This is a genomic window from Ruegeria sp. F5 (assembly GCF_056533845.1).
Window position 1 is genome coordinate 144,530 of the sequence record NZ_JBQFOU010000006.1, and the last position, 17,615, is coordinate 162,144.

Here is a 17,615-nt window from a genome sequence, read left to right on the forward strand (position 1 = left end):
AGCATGGGCTTTGTTCTTCTGATCCTTGGCGTGGCGCTTTGGTGGGCCGCGCATCTGTTCAAACGCGTGATGCCCGAGCGCCGCGCGGCGATGGGCGATGCGGGCAAGGGTGCTGTCGCGCTGGCGCTGGTGGCGGCGATATTGCTGATGGTCTTCGGTTATCGGACTGCCGATTCTTTCGACACAATCGTTACTCCGCCCGGATTGAAGCACGTGAACAATCTGCTGGTCCTGATCGGGATCTGGATGATGAGTCCGGCCGGCACCAAAGGCCGTCTGTTTTCTGGGCTTCGACACCCGATGTTGCTCGGGTTTTCGCTCTGGGCGTTTGCGCATCTGCTGGTCAACTATGATCCTGCGTCGTTGATCTTGTTCGGCGGCCTGCTGGCCTGGGCTATCGTCGAGATAGTTACAATCAACAAATCCGAACCCGACTGGACCCCCGGCGAGCCCGGCACCTATGGCAAGGATGCGATGTTCTTTGTCGCCTCGATCGTGCTGCTGGGCATCATCGGCTATATCCACGGGCTGGTCGGCCCGTCTCCGTTCGGATCGTAAGGGGTTAATCACATGGCAAAACTCTACCGTCTGCTGACCGAGGAAGACACCTCGGCCTTCTGCCACAAAGTGTCCGATGCGCTGGCAAAGGGATGGGAGCTTCATGGCGACCCGGACTACGCCTTTGACGCGGCCAACAACGTGATGCGCTGTGCGCAGGCTGTCACCAAAGAGGTCGAAGCCGACTATTCCCCCGAAATGAAACTGGGACAGCAATAATGGCAAAAACCAATCCGGGTAACTTTTTCGAGGATTATTCTGTCGGGCAGGTGCTGCATCATGCGGTGCCGCGCACCGTGACCGATGGGGAACGGGCGCTCTATAATGCGCTCTACCCCGCGCGCCATGCACTCTATTCCTCGGATGAGTTCGCGCGGACCTCTGGCCTGCCGCAAAGCCCCATCGACGATCTGGCGGCGTTCCATGTGGTATTTGGCAAAACGGTCCCCGATATCTCGCTGAATGCGGTTGCCAATCTGGGCTATGCCGAGGGGCGCTGGTTGAAGCCGGTCTATCCAGGCGACACGCTGCGGTCGGATTCCGAGGTGATCGGCCTCAAGCAGAATTCAAATGGCAAGACCGGTGTTGTCTGGGTGCGGACACGCGGGCTGAACCAGCATGACGAGGTGGTCATCGAATATGTCCGCTGGGTGATGGTGCGCAAATCGAACCTCGATGTGCCTGCGCCCGAGACGTTGGTGCCCGAGTTGAAAAAGGTCTTGGACCCCAGTGATCTTGTCATTCCGCAGGGCCTCGATTTCACGACCTACGACTTTGCCCGGTCCGGCGAGCCGCATCGCTGGAGCGATTACGCAGTCGGAGAAACCATCGACCATGTGGATGGCGTGACCGTGGAAGAGGCCGAGCATATGCTGGCCACCCGCCTGTGGCAGAACACCGCCAAGGTGCATTTCGACCTGACCTTCCGCCCCGAGGGACGGTTGATCTATGGCGGTCACGTGATCTCGATGGCGCGGGCCTTGTCGTTCAACGGTCTGGCCAATGCGCAGATGATCGTGGGCCTGAACGGTGGCGCGCATGCCAACCCGTGTTTTGCGGGCAATACGATCAAGGCGTGGTCCGAGGTTCTGGACAAGGCCGAAACAGATGTGCCGGGCGTGGGCGCGCTGCGCCTGCGGCTGGTAGCGACCAAGGGCGGAGCGCCGTTTGAACTGCGCAATGCCGATGGCAAATACCTGCCCGACGTGTTGCTGGATCTGGATTATTGGGCGTTGATGCCGCTCTGACCTTCGCCGCTCTTGTCACGACATTCTGAGGAAGGCAGGGCGCGCCATCCGTGCTAACCTGCGCCCATGGTTTTGCTTCGGTCCCTTGCTGTTTGTTTGTTTCTGGCCCCGCCCGTCTGGGCCTGCGACCTTGCACTGGCGCTGGCGGTGGATGTGTCGGGCTCGGTCGACAGCAACGAGTACCGCATTCAGATGGACGGGCTTGCCACCGGGTTGCGCGATCCGGTGGTTTCCGAGGCGCTGGTGAGGGGGCAGGCGCGGTTGATGCTGGTCCAGTGGACCGGCGCGTCACGCCAGCGGATCACGATCCCCTGGACCCGGATCGACAGTTTCGATGCGCTGGACAGCTTCGCGGATCAGGTGGCCGCCGACCCAAGGGTCTGGCGCAATTTCTCGACCGCGATCGGCGAAGCGCTTGAAGCCACGATTGCCAGTTTCGACACCGTGTCGGATTGCAAGCGCCTGCTGATCGACATCTCGGGCGACGGAATATCGAACGAGGGGGTCGAGCCAACACAGGTTCACAGCCTTCTGCGCAGCCGGGGCGTGACGGTGAACGCCATCGCCATCGAAGAAAGCGAGCCCGACCTGACCGCCTATTTCTTTGAAAACGTGATCGTCGGCGAAGGTGCGTTTGTCGTTTCAGCCGCCGGATTCGACGATTACCCCGAGCGAATTCGAAAAAAGCTTCTGCGCGAAGTGACGCAGCAAACCGCGGCCCTGAAATGAGGCCGTGCAGATTCGTGATCACAACGCTTCGCCGTTGAAATCGCTAACATTGAAAGGGTGGAATAGGTTTTGTGATCACGAGATTATTTTGTGTGATCACATAGCGCGACATTCCGCCATTTTGAGGCAAAATTAACCCTTTTTGCAGCTGCAGCACGTGACAGACGTGGAAAAAACGGTAAAACCATCGGAAGCCAACCGAAAAGGAGCCGCCATGGCCGATGTCAATCGGGGCAACCGCCCGTTATCGCCGCATCTGTCGATCTATCGTCCACAGCTGACGTCGGTCACATCTATCCTGACGCGCATCACCGGAAACGCCCTGATCATCGCCGGGCTGCTGATCGTCTGGTGGTTCCTCGCTGCGGCGACCTCGCCCGAGGCCTTTGCGGTTGCAAATGGGGTGATCACCTCGGTTCTGGGCGATCTGGTCATGGCGCTGTCGGTCTGGGGCATCTGGTATCACGCGCTGGCGGGCGTCCGTCATCTGATCTGGGACAACGCTTTGGGGCTGGACCTGCCCACAGCAACCAAGCTGGGCTGGGCGGTTGTCATCGGCTCGGTCGTGCTGACCCTGCTCACCCTGCTGATCGTCGCGTAAAGGAGGCCTGACATGCGTTATCTGACGGACCGCAAACGCGCGATGGGCCTGGGATCGGCCAAGGCGGGTACGGCTCATTTCTGGCGGATGAAGGTCAGCTCGGTGGCTTTGCTGATCCTTGTCCCGCTGTTCATCTTCACATTCGGCCCGGTTCTGGGTCAGCCCTATGACGTGGTGCTGGATTATTACTCGCGCCCCTTCCCGGCGATTGTCGCGGCGCTGACGCTGGCGGTCGGGTTCAAACATTTTGCCGAAGGCGCGCAGGTGATGCTCGAGGATTATGTGCACGGCACCATGGAGAAGGTGCTGATCATCCTGACCACCTGCCTGTCCTACGGCGCGGCTGCCGCTGGCATCTTCGCCATCGCGCGTATTGCCCTTTAAATCCCGGAGCTGAAAGAAATGGCTGCATACGAATACGAAACACACGAATATGACGTGGTCGTGGTCGGCGCCGGTGGGGCCGGTCTGCGGGCGACGCTGGGCATGGCCGAACAGGGCCTGCGCACGGCCTGCGTGACCAAGGTGTTCCCGACCCGCTCGCACACGGTTGCCGCACAAGGCGGCATCGCGGCGTCGCTGTCGAACATGGGGCCTGATCACTGGCAGTGGCATATGTATGACACCGTCAAGGGCTCGGACTGGCTGGGTGACACCGACGCGATGGAATATCTGGCGCGTGAAGCCCCCAAGGCGGTCTACGAGCTGGAGCACTATGGCGTGCCGTTCAGCCGGACCGAAGAGGGCAAGATTTATCAGCGCCCCTTCGGTGGCCACACCACCGAGTTTGGCGAAGGCCCCGCCGTGCAGCGTACCTGTGCCGCCGCCGACCGGACCGGCCACGCGATCCTGCACACGCTTTATGGTCAGTCGCTGAAGAACAATGCTGAGTTCTATATCGAATATTTCGCCATCGACCTGATCATGTCCGAGGACGGGCAGTGTCAGGGCGTTGTCTGCTGGAAGCTGGACGACGGCACGATGCATGTCTTCAACGCCAAGATGGTGGTGCTGGCGACCGGCGGTTATGGCCGGGCCTATTTCAGCGCGACCTCAGCCCATACCTGCACCGGCGACGGCGGCGGCATGGTGGCCCGCGCGGGACTGGCGCTGCAGGATATGGAGTTCGTGCAGTTCCACCCGACCGGCATCTACGGCTCGGGCTGCCTGATCACCGAAGGCGCGCGGGGTGAGGGCGGATACTTGACCAACGCAGAAGGCGAACGGTTCATGGAGCGTTATGCGCCCCAGTACAAGGACCTTGCGCCGCGCGACTATGTCTCGCGTTCCATGACCATGGAAATCCGCGAAGGCCGTGGGCACGGCGACGACGGCGATCACATCCACCTGAACCTCAGCCACCTGCCCGCCGAGGCCTTGGCCGAGCGCCTGCCGGGCATCTCGGAATCCGCCCGTGTGTTTGCCGGTGTGGATGTCACCAAGGAACCGATCCCGGTTCTGCCGACCGTGCACTACAATATGGGCGGTATCCCGACCAACTATTGGGGCGAGGTTCTGAACCCGACCGCCGATGATCCGACCGCCGTGGTCCCCGGCCTGATGGCTGTGGGTGAGGCCGGTTGTGCCTCGGTCCATGGGGCGAACCGTCTGGGGTCGAACTCGCTGATCGACCTTGTGGTCTTTGGCCGCGCGGCGGCGATCCGGGCTGGCAAGGTGGTTGATGCCGCCGCGCCGAACCCGGAACTGAATCAGGCCTCGGTCGACATGGCCTTTGATCGGTTCGACGCGGTGCGCAATGCCAGTGGGGCGGTTCCGACCGCCGATCTGCGGCTTGAGATGCAGAAGACCATGCAGCAGGACGCAGCCGTGTTCCGCACCGCCAAAACCATGGCGGAAGGGGTCGAGAAGATGACCGAGATTGCCGCCAAGATGGACGATCTGAAGGTTTCGGACCGCTCGCTGGTCTGGAACAGCGACCTGATGGAATCGCTGGAACTGACCAACCTGATGCCAAGCGCGTTGGCCACCATCGTCGGGGCCGAGGCGCGCAAGGAATCCCGTGGTGCCCATGCGCATGAGGATTTCACCGAGCGGGATGATGAGAACTGGCGTGTCCATACCGTGTCCCGGGTCGATGGCAACAAGGTCGAGCTCAGCTATCGCCCGGTGATTGTCGATCCGCTGACCACCGAGGATCAGGGCGGCATCAGCCTCAAGAAAATCGCGCCCAAGGCGCGGACGTTCTAAGGGGCGACGCAGTGGGGCGCAGGCGTCATAACCAAGCGGGTACAGCGTGCGGCCTTTGCGCGCAGCGCCCTGCCGGGTGCGCCTCATGACGGTTCAGGTTCTGCAACCCACCGGAAGCGATCCGAAGATCCTGCTGATCGGTCTGAATCGCTGTGCGACGACCTCGTTCCACAAGCTGTTTCAGGCCAACGGCATCCCGTCGGTGCATTGGGTGGATGACAAGGGCGATAACCTGGCGCAGCGGATGATGACGAATATCGCCATGGGCCGCAAACCGCTGGACGGGTTCGGCGCGACCCGTGCCTTTGCCGATCTGGCCTTTGTCAACGGCCGCTTCATGGTCGATGGCGCGCGGTTCTTTCGCGAATTGCTCGAGGCCTATCCGGATGCCTATTTCCTGCTGAACACACGCAACCGCGACGACTGGATCGCGTCCCGCGCGCATCACGCCAATGGCGGCTATCTCGAACGCTGCTGCAAGGCCAACGGCCAGACGGCGGATGAAGTGAAACGGGGCTGGGCGCACATGTACGACGTGCACCACGCCGAGGTCGAAGCCTATTTCGACGGCAACCCCCGGTTCCTGCGCTTTGACATCGATGAGGACACGCCGCAGGCAATCGCGGACTGGCTCTCATCCGATTTTGATGTGAACATTGCCCATTGGGGGCACTACAATCGCGGCGCGTCAAAACGCGCCCGGACAGGCTGAATGGAGAATTGAGATGGTTCAACTGACCCTGCCCAAGAATTCCCGGATCACCACCGGTAAGACCTGGCCCAAGCCCGAAGGCGCAACCAATGTGCGCAAATTTCAGATTTACCGCTGGAACCCCGACGATGGGCAGAACCCGCGCGTGGATACATATTTTGTCGATATGGACACCTGCGGCCCAATGGTTCTGGACGCGCTGATCAAGATCAAGAACGAGGTCGATCCGACCCTGACCTTCCGCCGGTCCTGCCGCGAGGGCATCTGCGGCTCCTGTGCGATGAATATCGACGGGATCAACACGCTGGCCTGTATCTACGGCATGGATGAGATCAAGGGCGACGTGAAAATCTATCCGCTGCCGCATATGCCGGTGGTCAAAGATTTGATCCCCGACCTGACCCATTTCTATGCCCAACATGCCAGCATCATGCCGTGGCTGGAAACCAAGACCAACCGTCCGGCGAAAGAATGGAAGCAATCCATCGAGGACCGCCGCAAGCTGGATGGCCTGTATGAATGCGTGATGTGCGCAAGCTGTTCGACTTCGTGCCCCAGCTACTGGTGGAACGGTGACCGCTATCTTGGCCCCGCCGCGCTGCTGCATGCCTATCGTTGGATCATCGACAGCAGGGATGAGGCCACGGGCGAGCGTCTGGATGAACTGGAAGACCCGTTCAAGCTGTATCGCTGCCACACCATCATGAACTGCGCCAAGACCTGCCCCAAGGGTCTGAACCCGGCCAAGGCGATTGCCGAGATCAAGAAGATGATGGTCGAACGCGCCATCTGATGCGCGCCCTGCGCTTGCCGGATTGCGGCAAGCGCATGCCCAGATTGCAAAATTATGCGAGGCGCTGCCCGTAAGCACGCCCTAATCCGAGCGCAGGGAGGAGTGATGAGATCAAGTCAGGATCACTCCGATGAGGACAAACACAGCCAAAACAAAAATCGCAGGCAGAAGAGGCACTGGAACTGCTCGAGCAGGCCTGGGCCTATTACACTCCACAGCCCGTTCCGGTCAAAACGGCGGACCAGCCGGACCTGTTTGAATACGCAAACGCGGCCTGAGCCGAAATATATCGAACTTGCCAACACCGGTTGGAATGGGCATTGAAATGAAATGCCCGTTCTGCTTCTTCTTCTTGCCGCCGGAGTGTTCGCCTATTTTATCTGGCGCGCGCGATCCTCATCTCTCAGCCGCGATTGCCGCTGGCGGCAACACCGCAAAGAGGGTCTGTGGGTCTGCACCTTTTGCGGGGCAGAGCATGAGGGGGCGGACAGCCCGACGCAATGTTTGCGGAACTCTGTTGAGCGAGAGTGAGCGGGCAGGGGCAAGCCCTGCCCGACGAGTGTCAGGTCGCCTCGGGAAAGGCGGTCTGCAGTGCGATTTCGACCATATCGCCAAAACTGCTTTCGCGGTCGGATGAGGGCAGCGCCTCGCCGGTCAGCAGATGATCTGAGACCGTCAAAACCGCCAAAGCCCGGCACTTGTGGCGCGCGGCGAGGATATAAAGCTCGGCGGCCTCCATTTCGACGCCCAGAATGCCATGCCGGACCATCTGTTCATTCAGATCGGGGCGTTCGTCATAGAACACGTCAGACGAATAGATGCCGCCAACATGGGTCGGTGTGCCCTTGGCCTGCGCTGCTGCGGCGGCGGCCTGCAACAGGTCCCAATCGGCGCAGGGGGCGAAGTTCAACTCCTTCATGATGCCGCGCGACGGGGTGCTGAGCGTGGTTGAGGTCATCGCAAGAATGACGTCGCGCACATTGACACTTTCCTGCATGCCGCCGCACGAGCCGATCCGGATCAGCGTTTTGGCCCCGTAATCGCGGATCAGTTCATTTACGTAGATCGAAAGGGACGGCATCCCCATGCCACTGCCCTGAATGGTAACAGGGTTTCCCTTCCAATTTCCGGTGAACCCGAGCATTCCGCGGACGTTATTGACTTGTTTAACATCTTGCAGAAATGTTTCCGCCGCCCATTTCGCCCGATACGGATCACCGGGCAAAAGAACGGTTTCCGCAATTTCACCTTTTTCAGCGCCGATATGAATTGTCATTCCGAAACACGCCCTGTTTTAGATTTCCAACTCGGAAATATCCGCACCCGATTTCAATGCGTCATGAACCCATTGCGGTTTGCGGCCCCGACCGGTCCAGGTCTGATCCGGCGCGGCCGGGTTGCGGTATTTTGCCTTTGCTTTCGGCCCCTTAGCGCCGCGCGGTGCATCGCCCGACAATTCGGACAGCGAGAATCCGAATTCGGCGGCTGCCTTTTCCGCGGCTTTCAGCGCTTCCTGACGCTCGCGTTTCTCGGCGTTCACAAGCGCCTTTTCGACATTATCGCGTAAGTTCAGCAGCTCTTTTCGCGACATGCTTTCAAGATTGATCCCCATCATTCTTCTCCGTACCTGTATTGAATCACGGCAAACATACGTATCCGTATGAATTGCAAATGCCGGTATATTCCATTCCCGTTTGATCGGAAATAGGTATTGGGAAGTTTGGGATAAAGTGGTCGTTATTCCGCCGCTATCGATTGCGGATCCACCAGGGTCACGATGTCACCCATGATGGAATTCAACTCGAAATTCTTGGGCGTGTAGATTTTCGCCACCCCCATGGATTTCAACTTTTCCGCGTCTTCATCGGGAATGATACCGCCGACAATCACCGGAATATGCGCCAGACCTGCGTCTTTCATACGGGTCATGACGTCCTGAACCAGGGGCAGATGGCTGCCGGACAGGATCGACAGGCCGATCACATGGGCGTCGTCCTCGATGGCTGAGGTCACGATTTCCTCGGGCGTCAGGCGGATACCCTCATAGCTGATATCCATGCCGCAATCGCGGGCGCGGAATGCGATCTGTTCGGCCCCGTTCGAATGTCCGTCCAGCCCCGGTTTGCCGACCAGGAATTTCAGGCGGCGGCCCAGCCGGTCGCTGGCGGCATCCACGGCGGCGCGCAGGTCGTCCAGACCTTCGGTCTTGTTCGACACCGACCCCGAAACGCCCGTTGGGCCGCGATAGGTGCCGTAGACCTTGCGCATCTCCTCGGCCCATTCGCCGGTGGTGACCCCGGCCTTGGCAGCGGCAATGGACGGCTCCATCACATTGGCCCCGGTCTGCGCCGCCTCGCGCAACGCCGCCAGAGCCGCCTTAACCGCTGTGTCGTCGCGTTCGCTGCGCCAGTCGTTCAGGCGGTTGATCTGTTCCTGCTCGACCGCCGGATCGACAACCATGATGCCGCCATCTTCGGTCTGCAGCGGCGAGGGTTCGCCGTCGATCCATTTGTTCACGCCGACAACGACGGTTTCGTTGCGCTCGATCCGGTTCAGGCGCTCGGCATTTGAATCCACCAGACGGGATTTCATGTACTCGATCGAAGCGACCGCGCCGCCCATCGAGTCCAGATTGGCCAGTTCGGCCCGCGCGCCCTCTTTCAATTCCTCAACCTTGGCATCCACGGCGGGGTTGCCATCGAACAGGTCGTCATATTCCAGCAGGTCGGTCTCATAGGCCAGAATCTGCTGCATCCGCATCGACCATTGCTGATCCCATGGGCGGGGCAGGCCCAGGGCTTCGTTCCATGCGGGCAATTGCACGGCGCGCGCGCGGGCCTTCTTGGAAAGGGTGACGGCCAGCATCTCGATCAGGATGCGGTAGACGTTGTTTTCCGGCTGCTGCTCGGTCAGGCCCAGCGAATTCACCTGTACGCCATAGCGGAATCGGCGGAACTTGGGGTTCTCGACGCCGTAGCGCTGTTGCAGGATCTCATCCCAAAGATCGACGAAAGCGCGCATTTTGCACATTTCGGTGACAAAGCGGATGCCGGCATTCACGAAGAAGGAAATCCGCCCGCACAGCGCCGGGAAGTCCTCGGCAGGCACACGGGGGCGCAATTCGTCCAGCACCGCGATTGCGGTGGCCAGCGCATAGGCAAGTTCCTGTTCCGGCGTAGCACCCGCCTCTTGCAGGTGATAGGAACACACGTTCATCGGGTTCCATTTCGGCACGTTGGAATAGCAATACTCGGCCACATCCGCGATCATCTTGAGCGAGGGTTTGGGCGGGCACACATAAGTCCCGCGGCTCAGGTATTCCTTGATCAGGTCGTTCTGCACCGTGCCTTGCAGTTTAGACACATCCGCGCCCTGTTCCTCGGCCACCGCGATATACAGCGCCAAAAGCCACGGCGCGGTTGCGTTGATCGTCATCGAGGTGTTCATCTGTTCCAGCGGAATCTGGTCGAACAGAACCCGCATGTCGCCCAGATGGCAGATCGGCACGCCCACTTTGCCGACCTCGCCGCGCGCCAGCGTGTGATCGCTGTCATACCCGGTCTGGGTCGGCAGATCGAAAGCCACCGACAGCCCGGTCTGACCCTTGGCCAGATTGCCCCGGTACAGCGCGTTCGAGGCCTGGGCGGTGGAATGTCCGGCATAGGTCCGGATCAGCCAGGGGCGGTCTTTCTGCGTCTGCGTCATAAGCGGGCCTCGATTCACGTTGAGCAACAAAATTACGTTCAGACGTTCTAAAGCGCAATTTTCGGGACATGTCAATTCGCTGCGTTGCGGCATTCCGGGATTGTTCAGATTGTGAGCGCTGGCGATTGATGGCAGTGTGCAGTCATGACGCAGACCGTGGAACTTCCGCTTTGGCTTTTTGTGCTGATCGTGATCTTTGCCGCGGTCACCTTCGCGTCGCATTTTCTGTTTCCCTCGGTGCGCTGGTTCTTTCGCCGCCGCCTGGAACGCGCGGTCTCGCGCCTGAACACACGCCTGCAACGTCCGATCCAGCCGTTCAAGCTTGCGCGCCGTCACGACATGATCCAGCGGCTGATCTACGATCCGCAGGTGGGGCAGGCAGTGCAGCAGCATGCGCGTGAAGAGGGCATCCCCGAAAGCGTCGCCTCGGAAAAGGCGCGCCGCTATGCGCGCGAGATTGTGCCGTCATTCTCGGCCTTTGCCTATTTCAGTTTTGCCATCCGTCTGGCGCGTCTGCTGAGCAATACGTTCTATGACGTGCGCCTGAGCTATGAAGACGAGGCGGCGGTGAAAGACATCGACCCGGACGCCACGGTTGTCTTTGTCATGAACCACCGCAGCAATATGGACTATGTGCTGGTGACCTATCTGGCGGCGCAGCAGTCGGCCTTGTCCTATGCGGTGGGGGAATGGGCGCGGGTCTGGCCGCTAAGCCGCCTGATCCGGGCCATGGGCGCTTATTTTATCCGCCGCAAGTCCGGCAATGAACTTTATCGTCAGGTGCTGGCCAGCTATGTGCGCCACGCGACCGAGGCCGGTGTGACGCAAGCCATGTTTCCCGAAGGTGGTCTGAGCCTGACCGGGGCGCTGGGCCGCCCCAAGCTTGGATTGCTCAAATACATCATGGACGGAACCTCGCCTGACGGACGGGATGTGGTGTTTGTGCCGGTTGCGCTGAACTACGACCGGGTGCTGGAAGATACCATTCTGACCCGCGCGGCGCTGGGATCAGAACGGCGGTTCCGGGCCCGGATCGGGGTGATCACCGGCTGGATCCTGAAACAGTTCTGGCGTCGGCTGATTGGCCGGTACAAGCGGTTCGGGGTGGCCTCGGTCCGTTATGGAATGCCGATCTCGCTGCGCGAGTTTCGGGGCGGCAATGGCGAAGATGTGATGACGGATCTTGCAAGGGAACTGATGCGGCGCATCGGGCGGGCCATCCCCTTGGTTCCCGTACCCGCGGCCTGCGCGTTGCTGCAGGACAAACAGACCCTATCGGTAACCGAGGCACAGACGCGGATCGAAGCCATGCTGGAGCAGGACAACACGCAACCGGCGACCTATACCGATGCGGTCTCGGCCGCGCTCGACATTCTGGTTGAACGCCGGATTCTGCGCCGGCAGGGGGATGTTCTGTCGCTGTCGGGACAGCGCACGGACCTGCTGGAATATTACGCTGCTTCGGTCCCGGACCGTCTGAATTTGGCTGACGCCGCACCTGCAAAAGAAAATTCTGCACCTGCTGGGTCATAAAATTACAAATTCGCGTGGAAAACGGTTGCATTGTTGCGTGGCGGCCAATATCCCATCAAATGAAGCACGCGATTCTGCGTCGCGGCAAAAGTAATGAAAGAAAAAGGAGGCCAGCATGGCTTTGGACACCGAAAGCGGTATCGCGTCGTACGAGGCACCCGAGAAAGACCTCTATGAAATGGGTGAAATCCCTCCGATGGGATTTGTGCCCAAACAGATGTATGCGTGGGCCATCCGCAAGGAACGCCACGGCGAGCCGGTCACGGCCATGCAGCAGGAGGTTGTCGATGTTCCGGCGCTGGACAGCAACGAGGTGCTGGTTCTGGTGATGGCGGCGGGCGTCAACTATAACGGCGTCTGGGCTGCGCTGGGCCAGCCGATCAGCCCGTTTGACGGCCACAAGGCCCCGTATCACATTGCCGGTTCGGATGCCTCGGGCATTGTCTGGGCGGTGGGCGACAAGGTGAAACGCTGGAAGGTCGGGGATGAGGTTGTCATCCACTGCAACCAGGACGATGGCGATGATGAGGAATGCAACGGCGGCGATCCGATGTATTCGACCAGCCAGCGCATCTGGGGGTACGAGACGCCGGATGGCTCGTTCAGCCAGTTCACCCGCGTGCAGGCGCAACAATTGATGCCGCGCCCCAAGCACCTGACCTGGGAAGAGGCCGCGTGCTACACCCTGACCCTCGCCACAGCATATCGCATGCTGTTCGGGCACGAGCCGCATGACCTGAAGCCCGGCCAGAACGTTCTGGTCTGGGGCGCGTCGGGCGGGCTGGGTTCATACGCGATCCAGTTGATCAACACGGCGGGTGCCAATGCGATCGGCGTGATCTCGGATGAAAGCAAGCGTGACTTTGTCTTGGGTCTGGGCGCCAAGGGCGTTCTGAACCGCAAGGATTTCAATTGCTGGGGGCAATTGCCCACGGTGAATACCCCGGAATATGCCGAGTGGTTCAAAGAGGCCCGCAAGTTCGGCAAGGCGATCTGGGACATCACCGGCAAGGGCAACAATGTCGACATGGTGTTCGAGCACCCCGGCGAAAGCACTTTTCCGGTCTCGACCTTCGTGGTGAAAAAGGGCGGCATGGTGGTGATCTGCGCCGGAACCTCGGGGTTCAACTGCACCTTTGACGTCCGCTACATGTGGATGCATCAGAAACGCCTGCAGGGATCGCATTTCGCGCATCTGAAACAGGCCTCGGCCGCGAACAAGCTGATGGTCGAGCGTCGCCTGGATCCGTGCATGTCCGAAGTCTTTACATGGAACGACCTGCCCGAGGCGCATATGAAGATGCTGCGCAACGAGCACAAGCCGGGCAACATGTCGGTTCTGGTGCAATCGCCCCGCACCGGCCTGCGCACGCTTGAGGAAGTTCTGGACGCAGGCTGAGATACACGCATCGGTTGTTGACCCTGACACCCGCAAACTGCGCTGCCGGTTTGCGGGTGTTTTGCGTTTGATTTTCACCGCGCCCCGTTTTCAAGGTCTTACAATTTTCAGCCCCGCTGTTTTTGGGGAGTAGAAACCAGCGAATATGCCAATAAACATGGCACATGTTATGGTTGTGTTAACCCTTCGTTAACTAATTCAGTGAGACCCTGATGGCGCAAAATGATTGGATACTGGACGTTTTGTCGGACCTTAACGCTTTCGCCGTCGCGAATGGGTTAAGTGCGCTTGCGGAACAGCTTGATGACACCAAGTTGATCGCTGCGGCCGAGATCGCGTCCATGAAGGATGAGGCACAGACGCCCGCGCATGGGAACAGAACTCGATTTGAGTCAAATCCTGCAGGATTTGGAAAACACCAGCACGCTTGATGAACTCACCGGCGTCGCCGTTCGGCTACGGAACCGGCTGAAGGTCGAACATCTGACATATCACTGGGTGGATGGCGCCGGGGACCAATACGGCTGCACCACCTATTCCGATGCCTGGGAGGAACGGTATCGGGACAAGAATTACCACAGAATTGACCCCGTTATCCTGGGCTGTTTCCAGCGGTTTCATCCGGTTGACTGGAAAACTCTGGACTGGTCGGGAAAGGTGGCCAAGGCGTTTTTGCAGGATGCGCGCAGCCATGGGGTTGGCAATCAGGGATATTCGATCCCGATCCGCGGCCCCAATTGCCAGTTTGCCCTGTTCACGGTCAATCATTCCTGCAGCGATCCGGTCTGGGCCGATTTCATCGCCACCTATGGGCGCGAGCTGATTCTGGTGGCGCATTACATCAACCGCAAAGCGCTGGAGTTCGAGGTGGACAGGCAACCCGACGCCCCGCGCAGCCTGTCGCCCCGTGAAATTGACGCGATGACGCTGCTGGCGCTGGGCTACAGCCGGGCGCAGGTGGCTCATTCCCTGTCGATCTCTGAACACACATTGCGGGTCTATATCGAAAGCGCGCGCTCGAAGCTGGGCGCGCAGAATACCACTCATGCCATCGCAACGGCCCTCAGCCGCGGATTAATAGTCGTTTAACGGGCGCTCGCCCCTCGAACGGGAAATTAACCACGTGCTTGTACCCCCTTCGTTCCTTCACAGGACGACAAGGGGAACAAGACATGTTGCGCTATCTCTATGCTGATGAGCTGCACAAATTTCCGGTATTGGCCGAGGGGATGTTCAGGGACCGGGCGGATCAGTTCAAAACCCGTCTGGGATGGGATGTTCACGTCAATGACAAGGGGGAAGAGCGGGATCAGTACGACGACCTGAATCCGCTTTACGTCATTTGGGAAGAAGCCGATGGCAGCCATGGCGGCTCGATGCGGGTTCTGCCGACGACCGGACGGGTTATGGTGAATGAGGTCTTTGGCCATCTGACCGGCGGCAGACCGATCCACAGCCCCCTGATCTGGGAGGTGACGCGCTTCTGCCTGTCCCGCACCGCCAGCCCGCACACCGCCGGGGCCATCATGCTGAGTGGTGGTGAGATGATGGAGGGGTTCGGCCTGACCAACATCGCCGGGGTGTTCGACGCGCGCATGATCCGCATCTACCGCCTGATCGGTTCCTCGCCTCAGGTTCTGGGCACCGAAGGCAGCGGTCGCGATCAGATTTCGGTGGGCCTGTGGCCCTATTCTGCGGACGATTGCAACCGCGTGGCGGAGCGTGCGGGCATCCCGCGCGAGCTGTCGCGTCTGTGGTTCAACACCGCGTTTGGCACCGGTCGGCAACACCGGTTTGCGCTGTCTGCTTGAACGGCTGGATTTCGCAAATCCGCATCTGGTGAAGGCTGGCGCGGCCCTGTAGGGTCGCGCCATGTCCTTGCCGAATGTGACTTTCTCTGACGATCAGGCCGCGGCTTTCGACAGCATTGCCGAGATGCTGCGCGCGGCCGGTGTTGACCTGGAAGACGACGCCCTGCTGAAACTGCCGGGGGGCGGAACATCGGGCACAATGGCGGTGATCGGCAAGGCCGGTTCGGGCAAGACGCTGTTGCTGGCCGAGCTTTACAAGGCGCTGGCCGAAACGGGCGTGCAGATCGTTTCGGGTGATTTTGAAAGCCGGAAGTCGAGGGACAAGCGCAGCCTTGCGATTCTGGCCCCGACCAACAAGGCCGCCAGCGTGTTGCGGCTGCGCGGGGTGCCCGCGACGACCATTCACCGCATCCTTTATACGCCGGTTTACGACCCGGAATATGAACGCATCGCCGAATGGCTGGCGGGCAATGACGACCGGCCCGAGATCGAAGGCCTGACCGACGAAGCGCTGGATCGTGCTGCCGCCTTTTATGCGAACAACAAATCCATTCCGGGGGCTCTGGCCGCTGCTGGCCTGCGCGGCTCGGACTTCATCACCGGCTGGAAACGCCGGGATGAGCCGCTGGATATCGGCTTTGTCGATGAGGCCTCGATGCTGGACGACCGGCAGTTCGAGGACCTGCAGGAAATCTTTCCCACCCTGCTGCTGTTCGGCGATCCGGCACAGCTGGCCCCCGTCAACCAGTCCGGGTCGATGGTGTTCGACGGGCTGCCCGAGCCGCGCAAGCTGACCCTGCACCGGGTGCACCGGCAGGACGCGGACAACCCCATCCTCGACCTCGCGCATGCGCTGGCCGACCCGGCCATGGGGTTTGAGGATTTCGAGCGTCTGATCGAAGACACCGCCCGCCGCGACGACCGTGTGGTCTGGGGCCAACGGGTCGAGGTCGATCTGATGGCGCGCAGCCCGGTTCTGGTCTGGCGCAACGCGACCCGCATCCGGCTGATACAGGCGTTCCGGCAGGTGCACGGCGCGCCGGATACGGAATTGCTGGAAGGTGAGCCGCTGATCTGTGACGGCATCGAACTGCCGTTGAAACACCGCAAAAAGCGCCTTGATCTTGAGGCGCGCGGGCTGATCAAGGGTGCTCAGGTCATCTATCTGGGGCCGGGCCGGAAGCCCGGATTCTCGCGACTCCATGTGATGGGGGCCGAAGACCCGCAGGTCAGCGCCGCCTCGATCGTAAAGATCGAAAAACCGGATGAGGAAGAGCCGTTCATCCCCTACGCGGCCCGCATGGGGGCCACCTTTCTGCACGGTGCAGCGGTAACCATCCACAAGGCGCAGGGGTCGCAATGGGACACGGTGCAGGTCTTTGCCCCCGACATTTACGCCGCCGCCCGCATGGGGCGGACCGAGGCCGGGCAGCCCTTGTGGAAGCGGCTGGCCTACGTTGCCATCACCCGCGCGCAGGAACGCCTGATCTGGGTGGTGCGCAACCGGTTGGCGAAACCCACGCATCCGCTGCGTGTGGATGACCTGCGCGCGGTCCCTGCGGCGTCACTGACATTGGAGGCGGAAGAGACATGAAAACCATCATCGTAACCGGCGCAAGTTCCGGTATCGGGCGCGCCACGGCCGAGCTGTTTCTGGCCGAAGGCTGGACCGTTGGTCTGCTGGCGCGCAGCGAAGACAAGCTGTCCGAAATGGCGCAGGCGCATGCGAACGCAATCCCTCTGGTCGCGGATGTGACCGACCCGGTTGCGGTTGCGCGGGCGTTCCGGTCCTTTTCCAACCGTGCCGACAGGCTGGACGTGCTGTTCAACAATGCCGGTATCTTCGCGCCCGGCGGCAAGATCGACGAGATTGCACTGGACGATTGGTATCAAAGCGTCAACGTCAACCTGAACGGCATGTTCCTGAGCGCGCGTGAGGCATTTCGGATCATGCGCGACCAGAGCCCTCAGGGTGGGCGCATCATCAACAACGGCTCCATCGCCGCCCATGTGCCGCGCCCCAATTCGGTGCATTATTCGGCCACCAAACACGCGATCACCGGGCTGACCCGCAGCCTGTCGCTGGACGGGCGCGAGCTGAATATCGCCTGCGGTCAGATCGACATCGGCAACGCCCGCACGCCGATGGTTCAGGACCTGGTGGATACAGCCATTGCCGAGGGCAGAACGCCGGATCCCACTATGGCGGTCGAAGACGCGGCGCGCTCGGTCCTGCATATGGCCAACCTGCCGCCCGAGGCGAATGTTCAGTTCCTGACGGTGATGGCGACCACCATGCCCTATATCGGCAGAGGCTAG

The 17,615-nt window shown here is 60.5% G+C and carries 18 protein-coding genes; 15 read left to right on the top strand and 3 right to left on the bottom strand.

The window, feature by feature from the left end; translation table 11 throughout:
* Positions 1–3: 3 nt before the first annotated feature.
* The 9 genes from ACR0K1_RS11385 to ACR0K1_RS11425 all read left to right on the top strand — a co-directional run bounded on the left by ACR0K1_RS11385 (position 4) and on the right by ACR0K1_RS11425 (position 6,848).
* The gene (locus ACR0K1_RS11385; RefSeq protein WP_480614215.1) at positions 4–558 is read left to right on the top strand and encodes an NnrU family protein; all 555 of its coding nucleotides are present in this window, start codon (positions 4–6) and stop codon (positions 556–558) included.
* Between the two features lie 12 nt (positions 559–570).
* Complete coding sequence (locus tag ACR0K1_RS11390) at positions 571–777, top strand: DUF1737 domain-containing protein (RefSeq protein ID WP_480614217.1); 207 nt, start codon at positions 571–573, stop codon at positions 775–777.
* The gene (locus tag ACR0K1_RS11395; protein ID WP_480614219.1) at positions 777–1,805 is read left to right on the top strand and encodes a MaoC family dehydratase; all 1,029 of its coding nucleotides are present in this window, start codon (positions 777–779) and stop codon (positions 1,803–1,805) included. Before ACR0K1_RS11390 ends, ACR0K1_RS11395 begins: the two co-directional genes overlap by 1 nt.
* A gap of 66 nt (positions 1,806–1,871) precedes the next feature.
* On the top strand, positions 1,872–2,534 hold the full coding sequence (locus ACR0K1_RS11400) for a DUF1194 domain-containing protein (RefSeq protein ID WP_480614221.1): 663 nt from the start codon (positions 1,872–1,874) through the stop codon (positions 2,532–2,534).
* Positions 2,535–2,748: 214 nt separating this feature from the next.
* The gene (gene sdhC, locus ACR0K1_RS11405; RefSeq protein ID WP_480614223.1) at positions 2,749–3,135 is read left to right on the top strand and encodes a succinate dehydrogenase, cytochrome b556 subunit; all 387 of its coding nucleotides are present in this window, start codon (positions 2,749–2,751) and stop codon (positions 3,133–3,135) included.
* 12 nt (positions 3,136–3,147) lie between these two features.
* The gene (sdhD, locus tag ACR0K1_RS11410) at positions 3,148–3,519 is read left to right on the top strand and encodes a succinate dehydrogenase, hydrophobic membrane anchor protein (protein ID WP_480850655.1); all 372 of its coding nucleotides are present in this window, start codon (positions 3,148–3,150) and stop codon (positions 3,517–3,519) included.
* 18 nt (positions 3,520–3,537) lie between these two features.
* Positions 3,538–5,343, top strand: coding sequence for a succinate dehydrogenase flavoprotein subunit (gene sdhA / locus ACR0K1_RS11415; RefSeq protein WP_480614227.1), 1,806 nt, complete (start codon positions 3,538–3,540; stop codon positions 5,341–5,343).
* 85 nt (positions 5,344–5,428) lie between these two features.
* Positions 5,429–6,055, top strand: coding sequence for a sulfotransferase (locus ACR0K1_RS11420; protein WP_480614230.1), 627 nt, complete (start codon positions 5,429–5,431; stop codon positions 6,053–6,055).
* Positions 6,056–6,068: 13 nt separating this feature from the next.
* Entirely contained in the window at positions 6,069–6,848 is a 780-nt protein-coding gene (locus ACR0K1_RS11425) for a succinate dehydrogenase iron-sulfur subunit (protein ID WP_480850658.1), read from the top strand.
* Between the two features lie 562 nt (positions 6,849–7,410).
* Here the strand turns inward: ACR0K1_RS11425 and deoD are convergent.
* The 3 genes from deoD to ACR0K1_RS11440 form a co-directional block, all read right to left on the bottom strand.
* Positions 7,411–8,124, bottom strand: coding sequence for a purine-nucleoside phosphorylase (deoD, locus tag ACR0K1_RS11430; protein ID WP_480614234.1), 714 nt, complete (start codon positions 8,122–8,124; stop codon positions 7,411–7,413).
* 18 nt (positions 8,125–8,142) lie between these two features.
* Positions 8,143–8,460, bottom strand: a complete 318-nt coding sequence (locus ACR0K1_RS11435) for an H-NS histone family protein (protein ID WP_480614236.1) — start codon at positions 8,458–8,460, stop codon at positions 8,143–8,145.
* A 125-nt stretch (positions 8,461–8,585) separates the two neighbouring features.
* On the bottom strand, positions 8,586–10,553 hold the full coding sequence (locus tag ACR0K1_RS11440; protein ID WP_480850661.1) for a protein meaA: 1,968 nt from the start codon (positions 10,551–10,553) through the stop codon (positions 8,586–8,588).
* A 144-nt stretch (positions 10,554–10,697) separates the two neighbouring features.
* Between ACR0K1_RS11440 and ACR0K1_RS11445 the strand changes: the two genes are divergently transcribed.
* From ACR0K1_RS11445 to ACR0K1_RS11470, 6 genes are all read left to right on the top strand, one after another.
* Positions 10,698–12,086, top strand: coding sequence for a 1-acyl-sn-glycerol-3-phosphate acyltransferase (locus ACR0K1_RS11445; RefSeq protein ID WP_480614239.1), 1,389 nt, complete (start codon positions 10,698–10,700; stop codon positions 12,084–12,086).
* Between the two features lie 115 nt (positions 12,087–12,201).
* On the top strand, positions 12,202–13,485 hold the full coding sequence (ccrA, locus tag ACR0K1_RS11450) for a crotonyl-CoA carboxylase/reductase (RefSeq protein WP_480850663.1): 1,284 nt from the start codon (positions 12,202–12,204) through the stop codon (positions 13,483–13,485).
* A gap of 369 nt (positions 13,486–13,854) precedes the next feature.
* Positions 13,855–14,574, top strand: coding sequence for a helix-turn-helix transcriptional regulator (locus tag ACR0K1_RS11455; RefSeq protein ID WP_480850665.1), 720 nt, complete (start codon positions 13,855–13,857; stop codon positions 14,572–14,574).
* Between the two features lie 83 nt (positions 14,575–14,657).
* Positions 14,658–15,296: an acyl-homoserine-lactone synthase gene (locus ACR0K1_RS11460; protein WP_480614245.1), complete on the top strand. Its 639-nt coding sequence runs from the start codon at positions 14,658–14,660 to the stop codon at positions 15,294–15,296.
* A gap of 61 nt (positions 15,297–15,357) precedes the next feature.
* Positions 15,358–16,890, top strand: coding sequence for an ATP-dependent DNA helicase (locus tag ACR0K1_RS11465; RefSeq protein WP_480614247.1), 1,533 nt, complete (start codon positions 15,358–15,360; stop codon positions 16,888–16,890).
* Positions 16,887–17,615, top strand: a complete 729-nt coding sequence (locus tag ACR0K1_RS11470; RefSeq protein WP_480614249.1) for an SDR family oxidoreductase — start codon at positions 16,887–16,889, stop codon at positions 17,613–17,615. Before ACR0K1_RS11465 ends, ACR0K1_RS11470 begins: the two co-directional genes overlap by 4 nt.